This window comes from Chryseobacterium salivictor, assembly GCF_004359195.1.
GTDB classification, from domain to species: domain Bacteria; phylum Bacteroidota; class Bacteroidia; order Flavobacteriales; family Weeksellaceae; genus Kaistella; species Kaistella salivictor.
On the sequence record NZ_CP037954.1, the window covers coordinates 428,021 to 445,098 of the forward strand.

Sequence of the window (17,078 nt, forward strand, 5' to 3'; positions counted from 1 at the left end):
GTCATTCTTAATTGAATGACTTTAGGTTATCTATTTAAAGGTGATCTTGCCGCCAATCACATTTTTAAATTTGCGGTCGTCTGGGTCGCCATAAACATCGATGATTCCGCCAGCTCTTGTGGTTGCATTTACGGATTCACTAGCAAACACTTCAGCAATTCCACCGGCATTTGCGGCAACGGTTGCGCTTTGAGATTCTACATTTTGACCATTAAATTTACCACCGGAATTCACCACGATATCCTGATGGTCCGCTTTTCCGGAAACTTTAATTTCTCCGCCGGAATTGGTTTTGATATTCAGTTTTCCGGTATCAATTCCTAAAATAATTCTTGAACCTTCATTGGCGGTTAAACTCAACATTTTCGATTTCAAAGTTTCGGTTGAACTGATTGAAGATCCCTGGCTGGCCTGCAAATCGTTGAGCGTTTGATAATACACTTTGACAGAAACCTGATTTCCCTGCAATATTCTGACCGGAGCCATTCTTATTTTCAGCTCGCCGTTTTTGTTCACCGTTTCTACATCGGCACTTTCGGCTTCTACTTTATTTTGATTCGATGGAATAATCACCACATTGATTTTATCATATACTTTCAGTGATGAAAATTCTCCTACATTTCTTGTCACCTGCGCAAAAGAATATTGCATCACAAACATCATCAAGCCCACAGCTATCTTTTTCATAATTTCTAATTTATTGGAGTAAAGATAACGCTTTGCGACAGAATTTATTTTAAATTTCTCCTAAAATTTTGCTTTAATAATTTAAATCATGTGACTAACTTTACTACACATGAAAAATTAATTTTAAAAAACACGTTGATTTTCAGAGAAATGAAAGCATTACCAATAAGTCTATTTTAATTTGAAAAATATTTTGAATTTACCTGCGAAACACTATCTTTGATTCCGGTTTTTCCCAATATACTATCACCCCAAGCACTTTAAACTAAATGAAGCAATATCCGATCCCCGATAATGAAAGAGAACGTATCGAAAAATTAGAATTTTTGGATTTGTTGGATTTGGAAAAAGATCCAGAGTTGAATGTTTTTGCAGAGGGAGCAAGTCTTATCGCAGATTGCCCGGTTTCCTTGATCTCTATTATGGCAAAGGATTCGCAGCATATAAACAGTTGTGTAGGCCTTCAGCTAGATTGTGTAAACCGTCAGGATACGGTGTGCCAATATGTGATTGCTAACAAGGAAATATTAATTATTAGTGACACCCTTCTGGACGAGCGGTCTTCTCATAACGCGTTGATTATAGAAGCAGGAATCCGTTTCTATCTGGGAATTCCACTGATCGATGATGAAGGGTTTGCTTTGGGAACGCTTTGCGTGATCGACTACCAGCCAAAAAAACTTTCCGAAAACCAGATCATCACGCTTCAAAAAATGGCTGAAGCCGTAACAAAACTTTTAATTAACAAAAAAAAGAATATTCAAGCCGATTATTTTCAACAGATTTTTGATATTACCAATAATTTAGTTTGTGTACTCCATTCGGATTTTAAACTGAAAGACCTGAACCCTGCTTTTGAAGAAGCTTTTGAAATCAAAAAAGAAAGTACGCTTCATCAGTCTTTGGTAACTATTTTAGGAGAAAACAATACCGAACTCAAAACGCTGGCGGAAACTTTCCCCAGAAAAGATGAAGTATTATGCACCACCTCCACTGTTACTGATCTGCAAAAAACGATAACCGTGGAATGGTCCTTCAAACAAAACCATTCTGATATTTTTTGTTTTGGCCGGAACATCACCTCTCAGATAGAAGAAAATCAGAAACTCGAAAACGCTGAAAAAAGGTTTAGAAATTTTTTCCAGAATGCGATCGGACTCATGAGCCTGCACGATTTAGAGGGGAACATATTGGGTGTTAACCAAAAAGGCCGTGAACTGCTTGATTATTCCGAAGAGGAGATCAAAGGTTTGAATTTAAAGGATCTTGTTCCGCAGGCAAACTGGCCATCACTGAATGATTACCTAACCAGAATTGCGTCGAATAAGAAAGACATAGGAAATATGCTTCTGCAGAAAAAAGGTGGCGAAGAAGTAATCTGGATGTACCACAACATACTGGAAACTGATGAAGAAGGTAACCCCTATGTCATGAGCACCGCCCTGAATGTCACTGAAAAAATGGCTTTGGAAAAAGATTTAATTTATACCAAAAAAATACTTGAGCAGACCGGTGATGTTGCGCAGGTAGGAGGATGGGAATTAAACCTGCGAAAAAACACCATTTACTGGTCACAATCTGTGAAGGAGATTCATAAAGTACAGCCGGATTTTACCCCTACATTTGAGAATGCCACAGAATTCTACCATGGAGAAAATAATGAAAAACTTAATTTTTCACTTCAGCAGGCGATACAAAAAGGAATACCTTATGACCAGGAACTTCAGCTTCTGCGGGCAGACGGTGTGCTGATTTGGGTAAGAGTTAAAGGAGTTCCGGAATTCGACAATGGCGTCTGCACCAAAGTCTTTGGGATTATTCAGGATATTGATGCAACCAAAAGAACCTATCTGGAACTGGCAGAAAAGGAAGCGATGCTGCGGTCTTTTATTAAATACACGCCTGTGTCTGTAGCAATGTTCGACCGAAAACTCAATTATCTGTCTGTAAGCAAATCCTGGGAAAAAGAGTTTTACATGAATGATTCCGAAATCATCGGCGAGCACATGTTCACGATCTCTCCTAATATCCCGGAAGAAAGATCCAAAATATATTTTGATGCCTTAAAAGGTAAAGCTTATAAAAATGAAAACTTAGAGATTAAAGTTGCCGGCAGTGACGAATTGAAAAATTACAATATAGAAGTAAGTCCCTGGTATCTTTCAGAAGGAAACATTGGTGGCGTAATCGTTTCGGCACAAAATATTACCGATTATATTAAAGTAAATGAGGATCTAAAAAAGGCAAAAGAAATAGCAGATATCGCCAGCAAAGCCAAGTCCGAATTTTTATCCAATATGAGTCACGAAATCCGAACGCCGCTCAATGGAGTTATTGGATTTTCAGATCTGTTACTCAAAACTCCGCTTAATGAAATGCAGACTCAGTACCTCAATTACATCAATGAGTCAGGCGAAAGTTTGCTTAATATCATCAATGATATCCTTGATTTTTCTAAAATAGAATCAGGGAAAATGGAACTGTTGGAAGACAAATCCAATATCTATGACCTGGTAAGTCAGGTGGTGAATGTCATTCTTTATCAGTCACAGAGAAAAAACATAGAACTGCTTCTGAATATAGAACAGGGACTGCCAAAAACGCTGTGGCTGGATGAATCCAGAATCAAACAAGTCTTAATCAACCTTCTCGGCAATGCCGTTAAATTTACAGACCACGGAGAAATCGAACTCAAAGTGGAGAAGCTGAATATAGAAAACGAAAATCTCACGTTGCGTTTCGCAGTGAGGGATACCGGAATTGGTATACCTGCCGAAAAACAAACCCGCATTTTTGATGCTTTTATGCAGGAAGACAGTTCCGTAAGTAAAAAATATGGCGGTACCGGATTGGGACTTACCATTTCCAATAATATTTTAAAATACATGGACAGTCACCTGTCGCTTTCCAGTGAACCACAAAAAGGTTCTGTGTTTTATTTCGACATCACCGTTCCTTATGAAACTGAAAGTTTTGGTGATGAAGAGGATTTAAATATAAATAATGCACTGATTGTAGATGATAACGAAAACAACCGTATCATTCTGCAACATATGCTGGCCTACAAAAACATCAACTCAACATTAGCTGCCAATGGAATGGAAGCGCTTCAGATTTTAATGAAAGGAGAACGCTTTGACGTTATATTAATGGATTATCACATGCCGGTAATTTCCGGTTTGGAAACCATCCAAAAAATAAAGGAGCTATTCCACCAGCAGGATGAACTTTCGCCGCTAATTGTATTGCATACCTCCTCGGAAGAACACGAAGTGATCAATTCTTTCCGGCAGGATGACAAATCTTTCTGTCTGTTAAAACCGATTAAATCAGATGAACTTTACACTACATTGAAGCGCGCTGTTAAAGATCAGGTTAAGCAAACTGAAGAACTCAATGGTCCGTCCGAAAATAAGCAGTCTCTGTTTCCAGATTCATTAAATGTTCTTCTGGTTGATGACAATCCTGTGAATATGGTATTGAACAATAAGATCATGCAGTCCCTTATTCCGCAAGCACATTTAACGGAAATGGCAGATGGTATGCAAGCACTGAATGCCTGCAAAAACAATAGCTTCGATCTTATCCTTATGGATGTTCAGATGCCTGTGATGGACGGAATAGAGGCGACAAAACACATCCGTTTATTACCTCAGTATAAAGAAGTTCCTATCATTGGCGTTACGGCAGGAAATATTTTGGGTGAAAAAGAAAAATGCCTCGCCGCAGGAATGGACGATTTCTTACCTAAACCTTTAAGACAGGCCGACCTTTTAGAAAAACTGATTCAAAATGTCGCTCTTCATGAAAATGAACAAACTGCCAAAATGGTAAACCGCGATCAATATCTTGATGTCAGTTTACTGAATGAACAGGTTGGCGAAGATCAGGAGTTCCGAATAATGTTCTTAAATTTGGTCCTGCAGGAACTCACTCTTTCTCAGGAAAGATTAAAAAATGCAATCATAGAGGGTAATATTGATGATATTAAAAAGATACTGCACAAACTGAAAGGAACTTCCGGAACCGCCGGCCTGTTTAAACTCGCAGAAACTTCTGCAAACTGGGAAAACAAAATAGAAACATCTGGAGATTGCCAGTCACTGGAGAAAGAGATGAAAACTGAAATAGCAATTGGGCTGGATTTAATGAAAGGACTGCTAAATTAAAAAAGAAAGATATGGTAATTCTAATCGCCGAAGACGACGAATTGATTCTAAAAACAATTGAACATAAATTACTCAAAGATGGATATAAAGTTATTTTAAGCCGGAATGGTAAAGAAGCCATCGACCATATACAAAACACAGACATAAACCTTATCATCACGGATATAATGATGCCTTTTGCCTCGGGAATAGAAATCCTTTCGGCCATTAAATCAACAGGGAAAAAAATACCCGTTATTATGCTTTCGAGTATGGGGCAGGAAGAAGTGGTTCTGAATGCTTTTGATTTGGGCGCCTCTGATTTCATCGTGAAACCTTTCAGTCCCAATGAATTGATGTTGAGAACCAAAAGATTGATTTCAAAATAGAAGACTAATGCTGTTTCTAGACATTTCACTCCATTTTCTTTTCGATACATTTCTGGGAATATTGTTAATCGTTTTCTTGTTAATTGCCGGGGTACTGTACTACAGTTTTTACCTCTTCAAAAAACTCATCGATCTTATATACTGGTCAAAGGAAATAGATTACAAAGTGTCGCAGGCAATTGTTCACGGCAGTGATGAAGGAGAACAAAAAGACAGCGGCACTTTCAGTCAATATTCTAATAACTCTTCTTTCCGCGATTTATTTTTAGAAAAACTGGTCGACTCAGAAAAGAAATTTTCGGGAACAGCACAGAACGAAATCAATAAACTTTTTCAGGATTATAATCTTGAAAAAGAGGCCTTGAAAAAATTAGATTCAAAAAAAACTCACCTTATTGCAGGCGGCATACAGGAACTTACCTCCATGCGGGTAGAAGCGGCAGTTACAAAAATAAATTCTTTTTTAACCCATCCTTCGCCTCTTGTTTATCAGGAAGCGCAATATGCGATGGTCGGTTTTAAAGGTTTCAACGGCCTGCAGTTTTTGAATACCGTTTCAAATAAAATTTCGGAATGGCAACAATTGCGCTTGCTTATTTCGATCCCACACATTCCTAAAAATTGCGATGATACCGTAAATAGTTGGTTACAAAGTGAAAACAATTCCGTCATTATCTTTACGCTTCGGTTAGCGAGAAAATTTCAGATGTTATCATTTTATTCTCCAATTCTACATTTACTGAACCATTCTTCAGAGCAGATCAGAATACAGGCAGTACAAACCTTACAGTCCCTGGAAAACCCTTCTACTGTAAATGATCTTACCGCATCTTATGCGAATCAGACAACAGACGTTCAGGTTGAAATCATAAAGGCTTTAAAAATGGCAAAAGACCAAAGTTCTACAGATTTTTTAAAAACACAACTGATTGAGCATCCTTTTCCAAAGTTAAAAATCTTCGCGGCCGAAGCTCTTTTCGCGCTCGGCCAGGAATCTTTTTTAATCAGTCTGGCAGAAGACGGATCTGCTCCGGAGCAAATTATCCAAATTATTAAACACTCAATGCAGGAAAGGATATGTTAGCGTTTTCACAGATCATTTATGAACTTATCATCTGGCTGTTCCTATTGTATGGAACAGCGGTATTTCTCGTTTACGGATGGATCGGAATTTATGCGCTCGGTGCTGTTATCCGATACAAAAAAGAGAATACTTTTACCGATTACAGCATTATCGCATCTAACCCGAATGCGCTCACTTTCAGCGTTATTGCTCCCGCTTATAACGAAGGCATGACCATCGTAGAGAATGTAAGATCTCTTTTGTCTCTCTATTATCATAACCTGGAAATCATCATTGTAAATGATGGAAGCAAAGACGATTCGATATTAAAACTGATTGAGGCTTATGAACTTGAAGCAGTCTCTTTTTTTGTACAGGGTGAAATAGAAACCAATAAGATCCGCGAAGTTTATAAAAGCAAAAACCCCGCCTTCAAAAAATTAATTATCGTAGACAAAGACAATGGCGGTAAAGCAGATGCGCTGAACGTCGGAGTCAATATATCTTCCGGTGAGTATCTTGTCTGTATCGACGTAGACTGTATTCTGGAACAGGACGCGATCTTGAAATTAGCAAAACCTTTTCTGGAACAAACCGATAAAAAATTGATTGCCTGTGGTGGAATCATCCGTCTGGCCAATAACTGTAAAATAGAAAATGGCAAAGTCACCGACATTAATATTCCCAAAACACTGTTAGGAAGAACCCAGGCTTTAGAATATATCAGAGCTTTTGTCTTAGGGCGAATGGCCTGGTCACGCGCTTCAGGATTAATTTTAATTTCAGGGGCTTTCGGTGTTTTTGACCGAAAAATAGTTCTCGCCTGTGGAGGTTACGACCGGAAAACCGTTGGCGAAGATATGGAGTTGGTGGTCCGTATGCGAAAGTATATGGAAGAACAAAACGAACCCTACGAAGTTATCACCATTCCCGATCCTTTGTGCTGGACCGAAGCACCGGAAACAAAGGATATTCTAAAAAAACAGCGAAACCGCTGGATGCGTGGCACCATGGAGACGCTGTGGAAGCACCGTAAATTAATGTTTAATCCAAAATATGGAAAACTGGGAATGATCAGTCTTCCCTACTGGTTTTTTTTTGAATTCCTGGGCCCGCTGGTTGAATTTTTAGGTTATGTTATTTTTATTGTTTTTTTGATTTTAGGAATTATCAACTGGCCTTTCTTTATTATTTTATTCGCTTTGGTTATTTCATCAGGATTTCTTTTTTCGATCTATGGTATTTTGGTAGATCTCTTAAGTCACCAGGTTTATGCTAAAAGGAAAGATTTCCTCGCCTTAATCGGTACCGCCCTTTTAGAACCGTTCTATTTTCATCCTCTGGTGGTTAAAGCAGGAGTGAGCGGGTTTATCGATTATTTTAAAAAATCCCACACTTGGGGCGAAATGACGAGACAGGGCTTTCATCAGAACCATCAGAATTTACCGTTCAAAAAGCGGGTGTGGGCAAAGCTCCAGCTTGGGCTTCATCAGTGGGGCCTATTTGCAGGTGTCTTTTTACTGCTGTTTTCAGTGGGAACCGTTTCAGAGTGGATTTGGTACCGACATACTTTTCAAACGCTGAACAGTCCAATGCTCGGCGAACATCTTTTACTGAATAATCTGATATTTGTATTAAAATTGATAATGGGTTCTGGGCTCATTTATTTAATTTTAAATTTCCTGAAAGAAAGCTGGGCGAAAACTTTAATCGTCCTCACCTTCACCCTCGTCATTGTCACCCACTACCTTTTATTCATTTATTTTTCAGAATCTCATAATTTATTAGGTGCCGATATTCTGTATTACAGTAAAGCTGAAATGAAGCAGATTTTAGAGGCAAGCGGAATGCTCAGTTATAAAAACTTTGCCTTACTGGGAATTTTAGTTACCCTCTCTTTCATTCCTTTCTGGTTCGCTTCTAAATCCTCTTTTAAACCCAAATATGTTGGCGCAGTATTTTTAGGTCTCGGAGCAATCAGTTTTTCTGTCCCTAATGATATGCTGCTGTCAGATCATTCAAAAGGTTTAAATGAATTTGATCAGAACGCCGCGAAAAGCAAATGGGCTTATTTTTTAAATTCTAACATCGATAACTTCATCAGTGAACATCCGGAATTAATTGCTTTTGGTGGTGATTCAAATAATTTTGAAATCAATTCGGGGATGCTCGACAAATCGTTCCCATTTTGGCGAAAAGAAAATACCCCGGACTTTTTAGGCTCGTATCTGAACAAATCTGAAAAAGTACCGAATCTTGTTTTCGTCCTCGTCGAAGGTTTAGGGCATGCCTACAGTTCGCCGAACGGCTATGTCGGGAACTTCACGCCTTTCATCGATTCACTCGCAGGCAAAAGCCTTTATTGGGAAAATAATTTAAGTTCCACCGGCAGAACATTTGGCGTTCTACCTACGATTACAGGTTCATTACCTTTCGGAAAAAACGGCTTTTTGGAAATAGAAAAAACGCCCGACCATTTCAATCTGTACACTGTTTTAAAATCAAACGGATTTGAAACAGGTTTTTTCTATGGCGGCAACAGTGCTTTTGACCGTATAAAAGAATTTCTGGAATACAGCAAAGTCGATAATATAATAGATCAGTTTTCATATGATGCACCCTATCAAAAATTGCCGGCGAGCGTGGGCGGCGAAAGTTGGGGCTATGAGGATCAGGCTGTTTTCGGAAAAATGCTGCAGGTTCAGAAACCATTGGTAAAACCGTATTTCGATATTATTCTTACTTTATCAACGCATAATCCGTTTTTAATTAATAATGCTCCTTATTACGAGAAGTTGTTTACGCAACGGGTGAATTCAAATCAACTGTCAAACAAGCAGAAAAGATGGGCGCTGGATAACAAAAAGCAGTTGGTTTCAGTATTAAATCTGGATGATGCATTACATGATTTTTTTAAAAGTTACCGAAAACGCGAAGATTTTAATAATACCATTTTTGTGATCACCGGTGACCACAGTATGCCGGAAATCACGCTGGAATCGAAAATAGACCGCTACCATGTTCCTTTGTTGGTGTATTCTCCTCTGCTAAAGGAGTCCAAACATTTTAGAAATATCGTAAGCCATTTTGATGTGGCACCTTCGATTCTGGCCTATTACAGAGAAAATTATACTATTTCGACTCCGTCTACTGTTACCTGGGTGGGCAGAGGTCTTTCAGAAAAACCAAGAACTGACCAATTGAGGATTCCATTAATGCAGAGTAAAAATCAACTGATCGACTACGTTTACGGAAAATATCACCTGCAAAATAACCAACTTTTACTTTTAAATAATCTGCAGGAAAATGGTATAAATAACCAAGCAGCTTTTAACAAAGCCAACGGGAGTTTCAAAGAGTTCAAAAATATGAATTCTCAGTTTTACAGCACTAAAAAGCTGATGCCGGATTCCGTGATCTCCAGCTTCATGAAAAAAACCCGATCGAACTTTTAAAACTTTTTGGTATATCCAAGAGAAAAATCATACTGATTTCCCTTTGTTTTAGGCAAATATTCTGTATTGTAATACATCGCAGAAATAGAGAACAGGTTTGTTTTTTGCACCGCAAAATTATATTCTCCGCCAATTTTGAAAGTTTTCAGTTTGTAGATTTCGTTTTCCAATAAATTGCTGAGATAACTTTCTGGGCTGATGCCGGTTCCGATTTGAAAAGCAAAATAATCCGTAGCTCCTGTGGTATAATAGCGAACCGTCCCCGTATAAGACTGAGAAATATTATCATTATCCGGCGTAATATAGGTCCTTAAATTAAACCAGAAATTCTTGTAATATTTTCCTACAGATGCCGTATACATCCAAATATTATTACTAAAATAAAGTTGTCTGTAGCCTACTTCAGCTTCATAACTTTTGGGAAGATTCGCATTTAAAGAAACACCGCTTCTAAATTTCGGAAAGATTCCGACGTCATTGGAATAGCCCGCGCCTACATACAGATAAAACATTTTCGATAACTTCGGATAAGCCTCAAGTTCAAACTGAGTGCCGCTTGATGCAAATTTATTGGCGTAATTCCCTTTCAGAATAACCGACCCGATTGGCGTAACCCTTTTATAGCTGAGTCCTACAATATGCCAGTCATCATCAAACTGTTTATCAAAATGAGAAAAATTATAGGCAATACCCATGGCATTTTTAGAAGTAAAATCATTTATTTTAATGGAAAGAGCTCTGGCTTCTGTATTTTTGGGATTAATTCGTATAAGAGTATTGACAGCCTTCTCAGCGTCTGCGTAATTCGAATTATTAAAATCCACTTTCCCCTTCAACAATAAAAGCGCTTCGGATTGAGGATGGTACTCCAGTCCTTTATTCAGGATTTCAATTGCTTTATCATTTTGGTCGTTCCAATATTCCAGAGAAGCGTATGCTATAAAAAAATCTTCATCACGAACTTCTTTTTTCTCAAGTCCATCAAACACAGCTCTTGCTGAACTTAAATCATTAGTCCACGTGTAAAGACGGCCTAAGAAAACAGAAATGTCGGTATAATCCGGTGCCTTTTCCAGCGCTTCCTTTGTGAGTTTAATAGCGGCGGTATAATCTTTCTGCTCAAAAGCAGCGTTCCGCGCTTCACTGAACAATTCATCAGCACTTAAATTTTGCTGGCTGTACAGTGCAAAAGGAAATAACAATACCATTAAAAAACCAAGACAATTTTTCATCAAATTTCAAATAAAGGGTAAAAGATATTTTATATAAATTCAGGAAACAAATATATTGAACTTTTATTTAGTTATGCTTAATAACAAAAAGTGAAACTTCTATTTTTCATTACCCGAAATAGTCTGATGCCGACAATCTGAAGAGAATAATTCTCATTCAGGGGCAATAAAAAAGGTAAACCCTTTTTTTTAACCTGGAAATAACCGGAAAATATTGGCTTAATTTTCGCTTTTAATCTCTAAACTTTTAATGAAAAATCCAACTTTTATTCGCCTCACCGATAAAGGAATATACTGCATTCCGGGTAAATTCTACATTGATCCCTGGAAACCCGTTGATCTGGCCGTAATTTCTCACGGGCACGGTGACCACGCACGTTGGGGAATGAAAAAATATTTGTGTCATCGGTTTACGAAGCCCATTTTAAAACATAGAATTGGGGAAGATATTGAAATTCAAACGGTGGAATATGGAGAAGAAACTATTATTAATGGAGTAAAAATTTCCTTACATCCTGCCGGACATATCATCGGATCGGCGCAGATCAGAATGGAGTACAAAGGTTATGTGATTGTCTTTTCCGGAGATTATAAAACAGACGACGACGGATTGTCAACGCCATTTGAATTGGTGAAATGCAATGAATTTATCACCGAAAGCACTTTTGGACTACCAATTTACAACTGGTTAAAACCGCAGGAATATTCAGAATTAATGCAAACCTGGGTTCAGCAAAATCGCGAAAACGGTAAAACGTCTGTCTTCATTGGTTATTCTTTAGGAAAAGCCCAACGGATTATGAAATCGATAGAAGGCAGAGGAAAGATTTTCGTTCATCAGTCGATCGGTAAACTGAATGAGGGAATGGAATCGGTCGGGATCGATTTACCCGAATATGAAACGCTGAATTTTCAGGAGAGTTTAAAATCAACCAACGGCGAAATCGTGATTTTACCGCCCGCATTATTTGATTCCAACATCATAAAAAAAATACCGAATCGTGCCACCGCGATCTGTTCCGGCTGGATGCAGGTTCGGGGTTCCAGAAGGTGGCGCTCTGCGGATGCCGGATTTGCAATTTCCGATCACGCAGACTGGAACGGATTAATTGAAACCGTGAAAGCCACCGAAGCCGAAAAAGTTTATGTCACCCACGGACAAACCGCCGTATTTTCTAAATATTTAAATGAAATCGGAATCAATGCCGTAGAATTAAAAACCATTTTCGGAGATGAAGAAACCACCGAAAAAGAACTGATAGAAACTAAATGAAAGATTTTGCCCAACTCATCAATGCGCTCGACAGCACCAACAAAACAACCGCGAAAGTAGAGGCGATGGTTTCTTACCTGAACACCGCAGATGCCAATGACAAGTTATGGTTCCTAGCTTTATTTACCGGCAAAAGACCGAAAAGACCGGTAAACACTAATCTTTTAAAACAATGGGCTTTAGAAATCACACTGCTTCCGGAGTGGCTTTTTATAGAATCGTATGCTGCCGTAGGCGATCTGGGCGAAACATTATCACTAATCCTTCCCAACGCAGAAAACCAAATCGATAAACCGTTAACACAATGGATGACCGAATTGACTGCCTTAAAAGACCAAACCGATGATGAAAAGAAAAAGTATGTCCTGGAATCCTGGAACGGTTTGAATCATGTGGAACGATTCATCTTTAACAAATTAATTGGCGGAAGTTTTCGAATCGGAGTTTCTAAAAAACTGTTAATCAATGCACTGTCTAAATATTCCGGTATTGAAACCAATATTCTGATGCACAGCATTATGGGAAAATGGAAAATCGAAGATAAGAATTTTGACGATTTAATTCTGGGAACCCATATCAATCCTGATGCTTCCAAACCTTATCCTTTTTGTCTGGCGTATCCTTTAGAAAAAGAAATTCAGGAACTGGGCGACCGGAAAAACTGGCAGGCAGAATTTAAATGGGACGGCATCCGCGGGCAGTTCATCAAGCGAAATGAAGAAATATTTATTTGGTCCCGCGGTGAAGAATTAGTCACAGAACAGTTTCCCGAAATTGTTTCCGCGTTAAAAGAAGTGGAAGGTAATTTTGTAATCGATGGTGAAATTCTCGTGGTAAAAGACGACAGAGTTCTTAATTTTAATGAACTGCAGAAACGCCTGAACCGAAAAACAATTCCTAAAAAAATGCTGGAGGAACTTCCTTGTCATATTTTTGTTTATGATATTTTGGAACTGGAATTTGAGGATCTGAGAGAAAGGTCTTTGTCTGAAAGACGATTGCTTTTAGAAAGTTTACTTGTAGATGCTCCACTCAAAAACATTAAAATATCAGAGATTATTACAACCGGCACTTGGGAAGAATTAGCCCAAATCAGAGAAAACTCCCGGGACAATAATTCTGAGGGTTTAATGTTAAAAGAAACAAATTCGCGATACCACGCCGGCAGAAAAAAAGGCGACTGGTGGAAATGGAAAGTCAGTCCGCTCACGATTGATGCGGTATTAATTTATGCTCAAAAAGGGTCCGGCCGCCGAAGCAGCTACTATACTGATTATACTTTTGCAGTAAAAAATGATGATAAACTCGTCACCATTGCGAAAGCTTATTCAGGTTTGACGGACAAAGAAATTATGGAAGTCAGCAAGTTTGTGAACAAAAACGCGATCGAAAAATTCGGGCCCGTCCGAACCGTAAAACCTGAACTGGTTTTTGAAATCGCTTTCGAAGGAATCGGTTTCAGCAGCCGGCATAAAAGTGGCGTGGCATTGCGCTTCCCGCGAATCGTTCGTTGGCGGCGGGACAAAACAGCCGATCAAATTGATGACCTCGAGGAAATTAAAAAACTGATTACTTAATTTTTAAAACTACGAAAGATCTCATAATTTTTTAATGATAATTTTGTTAAAGCAAGACGTACGGCACCATAAAAAAAAAAGATTTTCCCTTTATTTTAATCGTGAAATATAAGAGTGAAACTGGTGTTTGAAAATATATTTAAATTCTGAATGACCGAAAAATTTAAAAATTCCACAGGTTTCCAGATCATCGAAAAATGGATGGAAGACAAAGACCGGGAACCATTTGGTTTTCAGTCTGAAACATGGTATAAATTTTCCCAGAATTATTCGGGAATGGTGATCGCGCCAACAGGTTTTGGAAAAACATTCTCGGTTTTTTTAGCCGTCGTCATCGATTATATGAACAATCCGGACCACTACAAATCCGGCATGAAACTGTTGTGGATCACTCCACTGCGCGCTTTAGCAAAAGATATTGCGAAAGCGATGAGTGAAGCTCTGGAAGAAATCGGATTAGACTGGGAAGTTGCTGTGAGAAATGGTGATACACCTAAAGAAATCCGGGCGAAGCAGACCAAAAAAACGCCTGATATTTTAATCATAACGCCCGAAAGTCTGCATCTGCTTTTAGCACAAAAACAACACCCGAAATTTTTTAAAAATCTTCAGTGCATTGTTGTTGATGAATGGCACGAGCTGCTCAGTTCGAAACGCGGCGTGATGACCGAACTCGCCGTTTCAAGGATATTTAGTTATCAGAACAAAATAAAAATCTGGGGAATCACAGCAACCATCGGAAATCTGGACGAAGCCATGGAAGTCCTTATTCCCTACCCGATTAAAAAAACTAAAATTGTTGCCAAAGAAAAAAAGAAAATCGAAATCAAATCTGTTTTCCCCGATGATGTCGAAGTTTTGCCTTGGGCAGGACATTTAGGAACCAAACTCGCTGATAAAATAATTCCCATTATTCTGGAAAGTCAAACAACTTTGGTGTTTACCAATACCCGAAGTCAGGCCGAAATGTGGTATCAGGTTTTGCTGAATGAACATCCCGATTTTGCGGGACAGATCGCGATTCATCACAGTTCCGTGGATAAAGATATCCGGATCTGGATTGAAGAAAATTTATCTTCAGGATATTTAAAAGCCGTCATCTCCACCTCATCGCTGGATTTGGGCGTAGATTTCAAACCCGTTGACACCGTTATTCAGATCGGCTCCAGTAAAGGAATTGCAAGATTTTTACAACGTGCCGGACGAAGCGGACATTCGCCTTTCGAAACTTCAAAAATCTATTTTGTTCCAACCCATTCTTTAGAACTTATTGAAGTTGCGGCTTTGAAGGAAGCCGTGAAACAAAATAAAATCGAACCGCGCGAACCTCTGGTTTTATGTTATGATGTTTTACTTCAATTTGTTTTAACACTCGCAGTTGGAGATGGTTTTGATGAAAAAGAAACCTTCAGCCAAATTACTCAGACGAATGCTTTTAAAGAGTTGTCACCTGAAGAATGGAACTGGATTTTAACGTTCATTACGGTTGGCGGAAAATTAAAAAACTACGAAGAATATCATAAAGTTGTAATTGAAAACGGTCTGTATAAAGTTATTTCACGCAGAATTGCAATGCTGCACCGGATGAATATTGGCGCGATTGTAAGCGATTCCATGTTGAAAGTAAAGTTTTTCGGCGGCGGATATATCGGCATGATCGAAGAGTATTTTATTTCTAAATTAAATAAAAATGATAAGTTCGTTTTGGCCGGAAGAGTTCTTGAAGTTTCCCACGTCAAAGAAATGACCGTGTACGTTCGGAACTCCAGTGGAAAAGGAATCGTCCCGAGTTATTTGGGCGGAAGATTACCTTTATCCTCCTATTTGAGCGGTTTTCTGAGACAAAAACTTTCAGAATCTCTCAACGCGAAATCTTCTGAAAAAGAACTGCGGTTTTTGCATCCGCTTCTGGTCAGCCAACAGGAAAACTCACATATTCCAAGCGAAAACGAGTTTCTGGTCGAACGCATCAAAACCCGCGAAGGCCATCATCTGTTTATGTATCCGTTTGAAGGCAGATTGATTCACGAAGTGATGTCGGCCTTGGTTGCCTATCGAATTTCCAGGATTTCACCCATTTCTTTTTCAATTGCGATGAATGATTATGGTTTTGAATTATTTTCGAAAATCGAAATTCCGTTGAGTGAAGAAAATATTTCAGAAATATTATCCAAAGAACATTTAATCCGCGATGTAATGGCGTCAGTCAATTCAACGGAAATGGCCAGGCGGAAGTTTCGGGATATCGCAGTAATTTCTGGAATGGTCATCAGGACGTATCCGGGACAGCAGAAAAATAATAAAAATTTACAGTCATCTTCAGGTTTAATATTTAATGTGCTGGAGGATTACGATCCCGAAAATTTATTATTTAAGCAGGCATATTCCGAAGTTTTTTTTCAGCAGATCGATGAAGCGAGATTGGTCGAGGCCTTTGACCGTATTCATAAAAGTGAGATTATTATTAAAAATTCAAATACCTTTACTCCCTTAAGTTTTCCTATTAAAGTTGACAGTCTGCGCCAAAGTTTGAGCAGCGAAGATCTGAAAGCCCGTATTCTGAGAATGAAAATGGAAGCCATGAAAAAGAAAATGAAAAAATGAATCTGCAGACTATAGAAAAAACCGTTCAGAAAGAAACCCTCATTTTTACCAATCAGCGTGCCCTTTTTTGGACGGAAAATAAAGCTTTAATTATCAGCGATTTACATTTAGGAAAAACCGCTTATTTTAGAAAAAACGGCATCCCGGTTCCGTCGGATATTTTAGAAGATGATCTGGAAAGACTGGATTTTTTAATTCAACATTTTGAAGCAGAGCAACTTATCGTTGTCGGTGATTTTTTGCACGCCGGAAAAAACGCAGATTTCAAAATATTTGAAGAATGGCGAAAGTTAAATATTACCCTGAAAATTATTTTAATTAAAGGAAATCATGATATAAAAAATGCTGACTTTTTACTTGATTTAAACATCCACATCATTGAAAATTCTCTTTACACCGAACCTTTTACTTTTATTCATATCCCGGAAAATACAGAAAATCAGTTTTCAATTTCCGGACATCTTCATCCCGGCGTTACGGTAAAACTGGAAAAGCGAAAATCTGTAAGATTGCCGTGTTTTCGGCTTTCAGAAAATCAGTTAATTCTTCCGGCTTTCAGTAAATTTACCGGCCTGGACACTCAGTCCTGTCAGGATTTTGAATGTATTGCCTTTACGGAAGATTTGATTTTTGAACTTTAGAGTCAAGTT

General features: G+C 38.5%; 10 protein-coding genes. 8 read left to right on the forward strand and 2 right to left on the reverse strand.

What is annotated here, in order from left to right; genetic code table 11:
- Window positions 1–30: 30 nt before the first annotated feature.
- Window positions 31–687 (reverse strand): head GIN domain-containing protein, encoded by a 657-nt coding sequence (locus tag NBC122_RS02045; RefSeq protein WP_133438775.1) that lies wholly within the window; start codon window positions 685–687, stop codon window positions 31–33.
- A gap of 269 nt (window positions 688–956) precedes the next feature.
- On the opposite strand from NBC122_RS02045, the gene NBC122_RS02050 reads away from it, so the two are divergent.
- Genes NBC122_RS02050 through NBC122_RS02065 form a run of 4 tightly spaced genes read left to right on the forward strand, consistent with a single transcriptional unit; the run spans window position 957 to window position 9,742 of the window.
- Window positions 957–4,856 (forward strand): response regulator, encoded by a 3,900-nt coding sequence (locus tag NBC122_RS02050; protein ID WP_133438776.1) that lies wholly within the window; start codon window positions 957–959, stop codon window positions 4,854–4,856.
- A gap of 11 nt (window positions 4,857–4,867) precedes the next feature.
- Window positions 4,868–5,224 carry a response regulator transcription factor gene (locus NBC122_RS02055; protein WP_133438777.1) on the forward strand — a complete coding sequence of 119 codons (357 nt, stop codon included), beginning with the start codon at window positions 4,868–4,870 and terminating at the stop codon, window positions 5,222–5,224.
- Between the two features lie 7 nt (window positions 5,225–5,231).
- The gene (locus tag NBC122_RS02060) at window positions 5,232–6,308 is read left to right on the forward strand and encodes a HEAT repeat domain-containing protein (RefSeq protein WP_133438778.1); all 1,077 of its coding nucleotides are present in this window, start codon (window positions 5,232–5,234) and stop codon (window positions 6,306–6,308) included.
- Window positions 6,302–9,742: a sulfatase-like hydrolase/transferase gene (locus tag NBC122_RS02065; protein ID WP_133438779.1), complete on the forward strand. Its 3,441-nt coding sequence runs from the start codon at window positions 6,302–6,304 to the stop codon at window positions 9,740–9,742. Before NBC122_RS02060 ends, NBC122_RS02065 begins: the two co-directional genes overlap by 7 nt.
- Here the strand turns inward: NBC122_RS02065 and NBC122_RS02070 are convergent.
- Entirely contained in the window at window positions 9,739–10,974 is a 1,236-nt protein-coding gene (locus NBC122_RS02070) for a YaiO family outer membrane beta-barrel protein (RefSeq protein ID WP_133438780.1), read from the reverse strand. The genes NBC122_RS02065 and NBC122_RS02070 overlap by 4 nt on opposite strands.
- Window positions 10,975–11,224: 250 nt before the next feature.
- Between NBC122_RS02070 and NBC122_RS02075 the strand changes: the two genes are divergently transcribed.
- The 4 genes from NBC122_RS02075 to pdeM all read left to right on the forward strand — a co-directional run bounded on the left by NBC122_RS02075 (window position 11,225) and on the right by pdeM (window position 17,069).
- A complete protein-coding gene (locus NBC122_RS02075) occupies window positions 11,225–12,247 on the forward strand; it encodes a ligase-associated DNA damage response exonuclease (RefSeq protein WP_133438781.1) in 1,023 nt (340 codons plus the stop codon).
- A complete protein-coding gene (locus tag NBC122_RS02080; RefSeq protein WP_133438782.1) occupies window positions 12,244–13,824 on the forward strand; it encodes an ATP-dependent DNA ligase in 1,581 nt (526 codons plus the stop codon). Before NBC122_RS02075 ends, NBC122_RS02080 begins: the two co-directional genes overlap by 4 nt.
- Before the next feature lie 150 nt (window positions 13,825–13,974).
- Window positions 13,975–16,428, forward strand: coding sequence for a ligase-associated DNA damage response DEXH box helicase (locus NBC122_RS02085; protein ID WP_133438783.1), 2,454 nt, complete (start codon window positions 13,975–13,977; stop codon window positions 16,426–16,428).
- Complete coding sequence (gene pdeM / locus NBC122_RS02090; protein WP_133438784.1) at window positions 16,425–17,069, forward strand: ligase-associated DNA damage response endonuclease PdeM; 645 nt, start codon at window positions 16,425–16,427, stop codon at window positions 17,067–17,069. Before NBC122_RS02085 ends, pdeM begins: the two co-directional genes overlap by 4 nt.
- Window positions 17,070–17,078 lie beyond the last annotated feature (9 nt).

Excerpts from the sequence above, each read along its gene's own strand:
- NBC122_RS02045 (WP_133438775.1), bottom strand. The coding sequence starts at position 687 with ATGAAAAAGATAGCTGTGGGCTTGATGATGTTTGTGATGCAATATTCT.
- NBC122_RS02050 (WP_133438776.1), top strand. The coding sequence starts at position 957 with ATGAAGCAATATCCGATCCCCGATAATGAAAGAGAACGTATCGAAAAA.
- NBC122_RS02055 (WP_133438777.1), top strand. The coding sequence starts at position 4,868 with ATGGTAATTCTAATCGCCGAAGACGACGAATTGATTCTAAAAACAATT.
- NBC122_RS02060 (WP_133438778.1), top strand. The coding sequence starts at position 5,232 with ATGCTGTTTCTAGACATTTCACTCCATTTTCTTTTCGATACATTTCTG.
- NBC122_RS02065 (WP_133438779.1), top strand. The coding sequence starts at position 6,302 with ATGTTAGCGTTTTCACAGATCATTTATGAACTTATCATCTGGCTGTTC.
- NBC122_RS02070 (WP_133438780.1), bottom strand. The coding sequence starts at position 10,974 with ATGAAAAATTGTCTTGGTTTTTTAATGGTATTGTTATTTCCTTTTGCA.
- NBC122_RS02075 (WP_133438781.1), top strand. The coding sequence starts at position 11,225 with ATGAAAAATCCAACTTTTATTCGCCTCACCGATAAAGGAATATACTGC.
- NBC122_RS02080 (WP_133438782.1), top strand. The coding sequence starts at position 12,244 with ATGAAAGATTTTGCCCAACTCATCAATGCGCTCGACAGCACCAACAAA.
- NBC122_RS02085 (WP_133438783.1), top strand. The coding sequence starts at position 13,975 with ATGACCGAAAAATTTAAAAATTCCACAGGTTTCCAGATCATCGAAAAA.
- pdeM (WP_133438784.1), top strand. The coding sequence starts at position 16,425 with ATGAATCTGCAGACTATAGAAAAAACCGTTCAGAAAGAAACCCTCATT.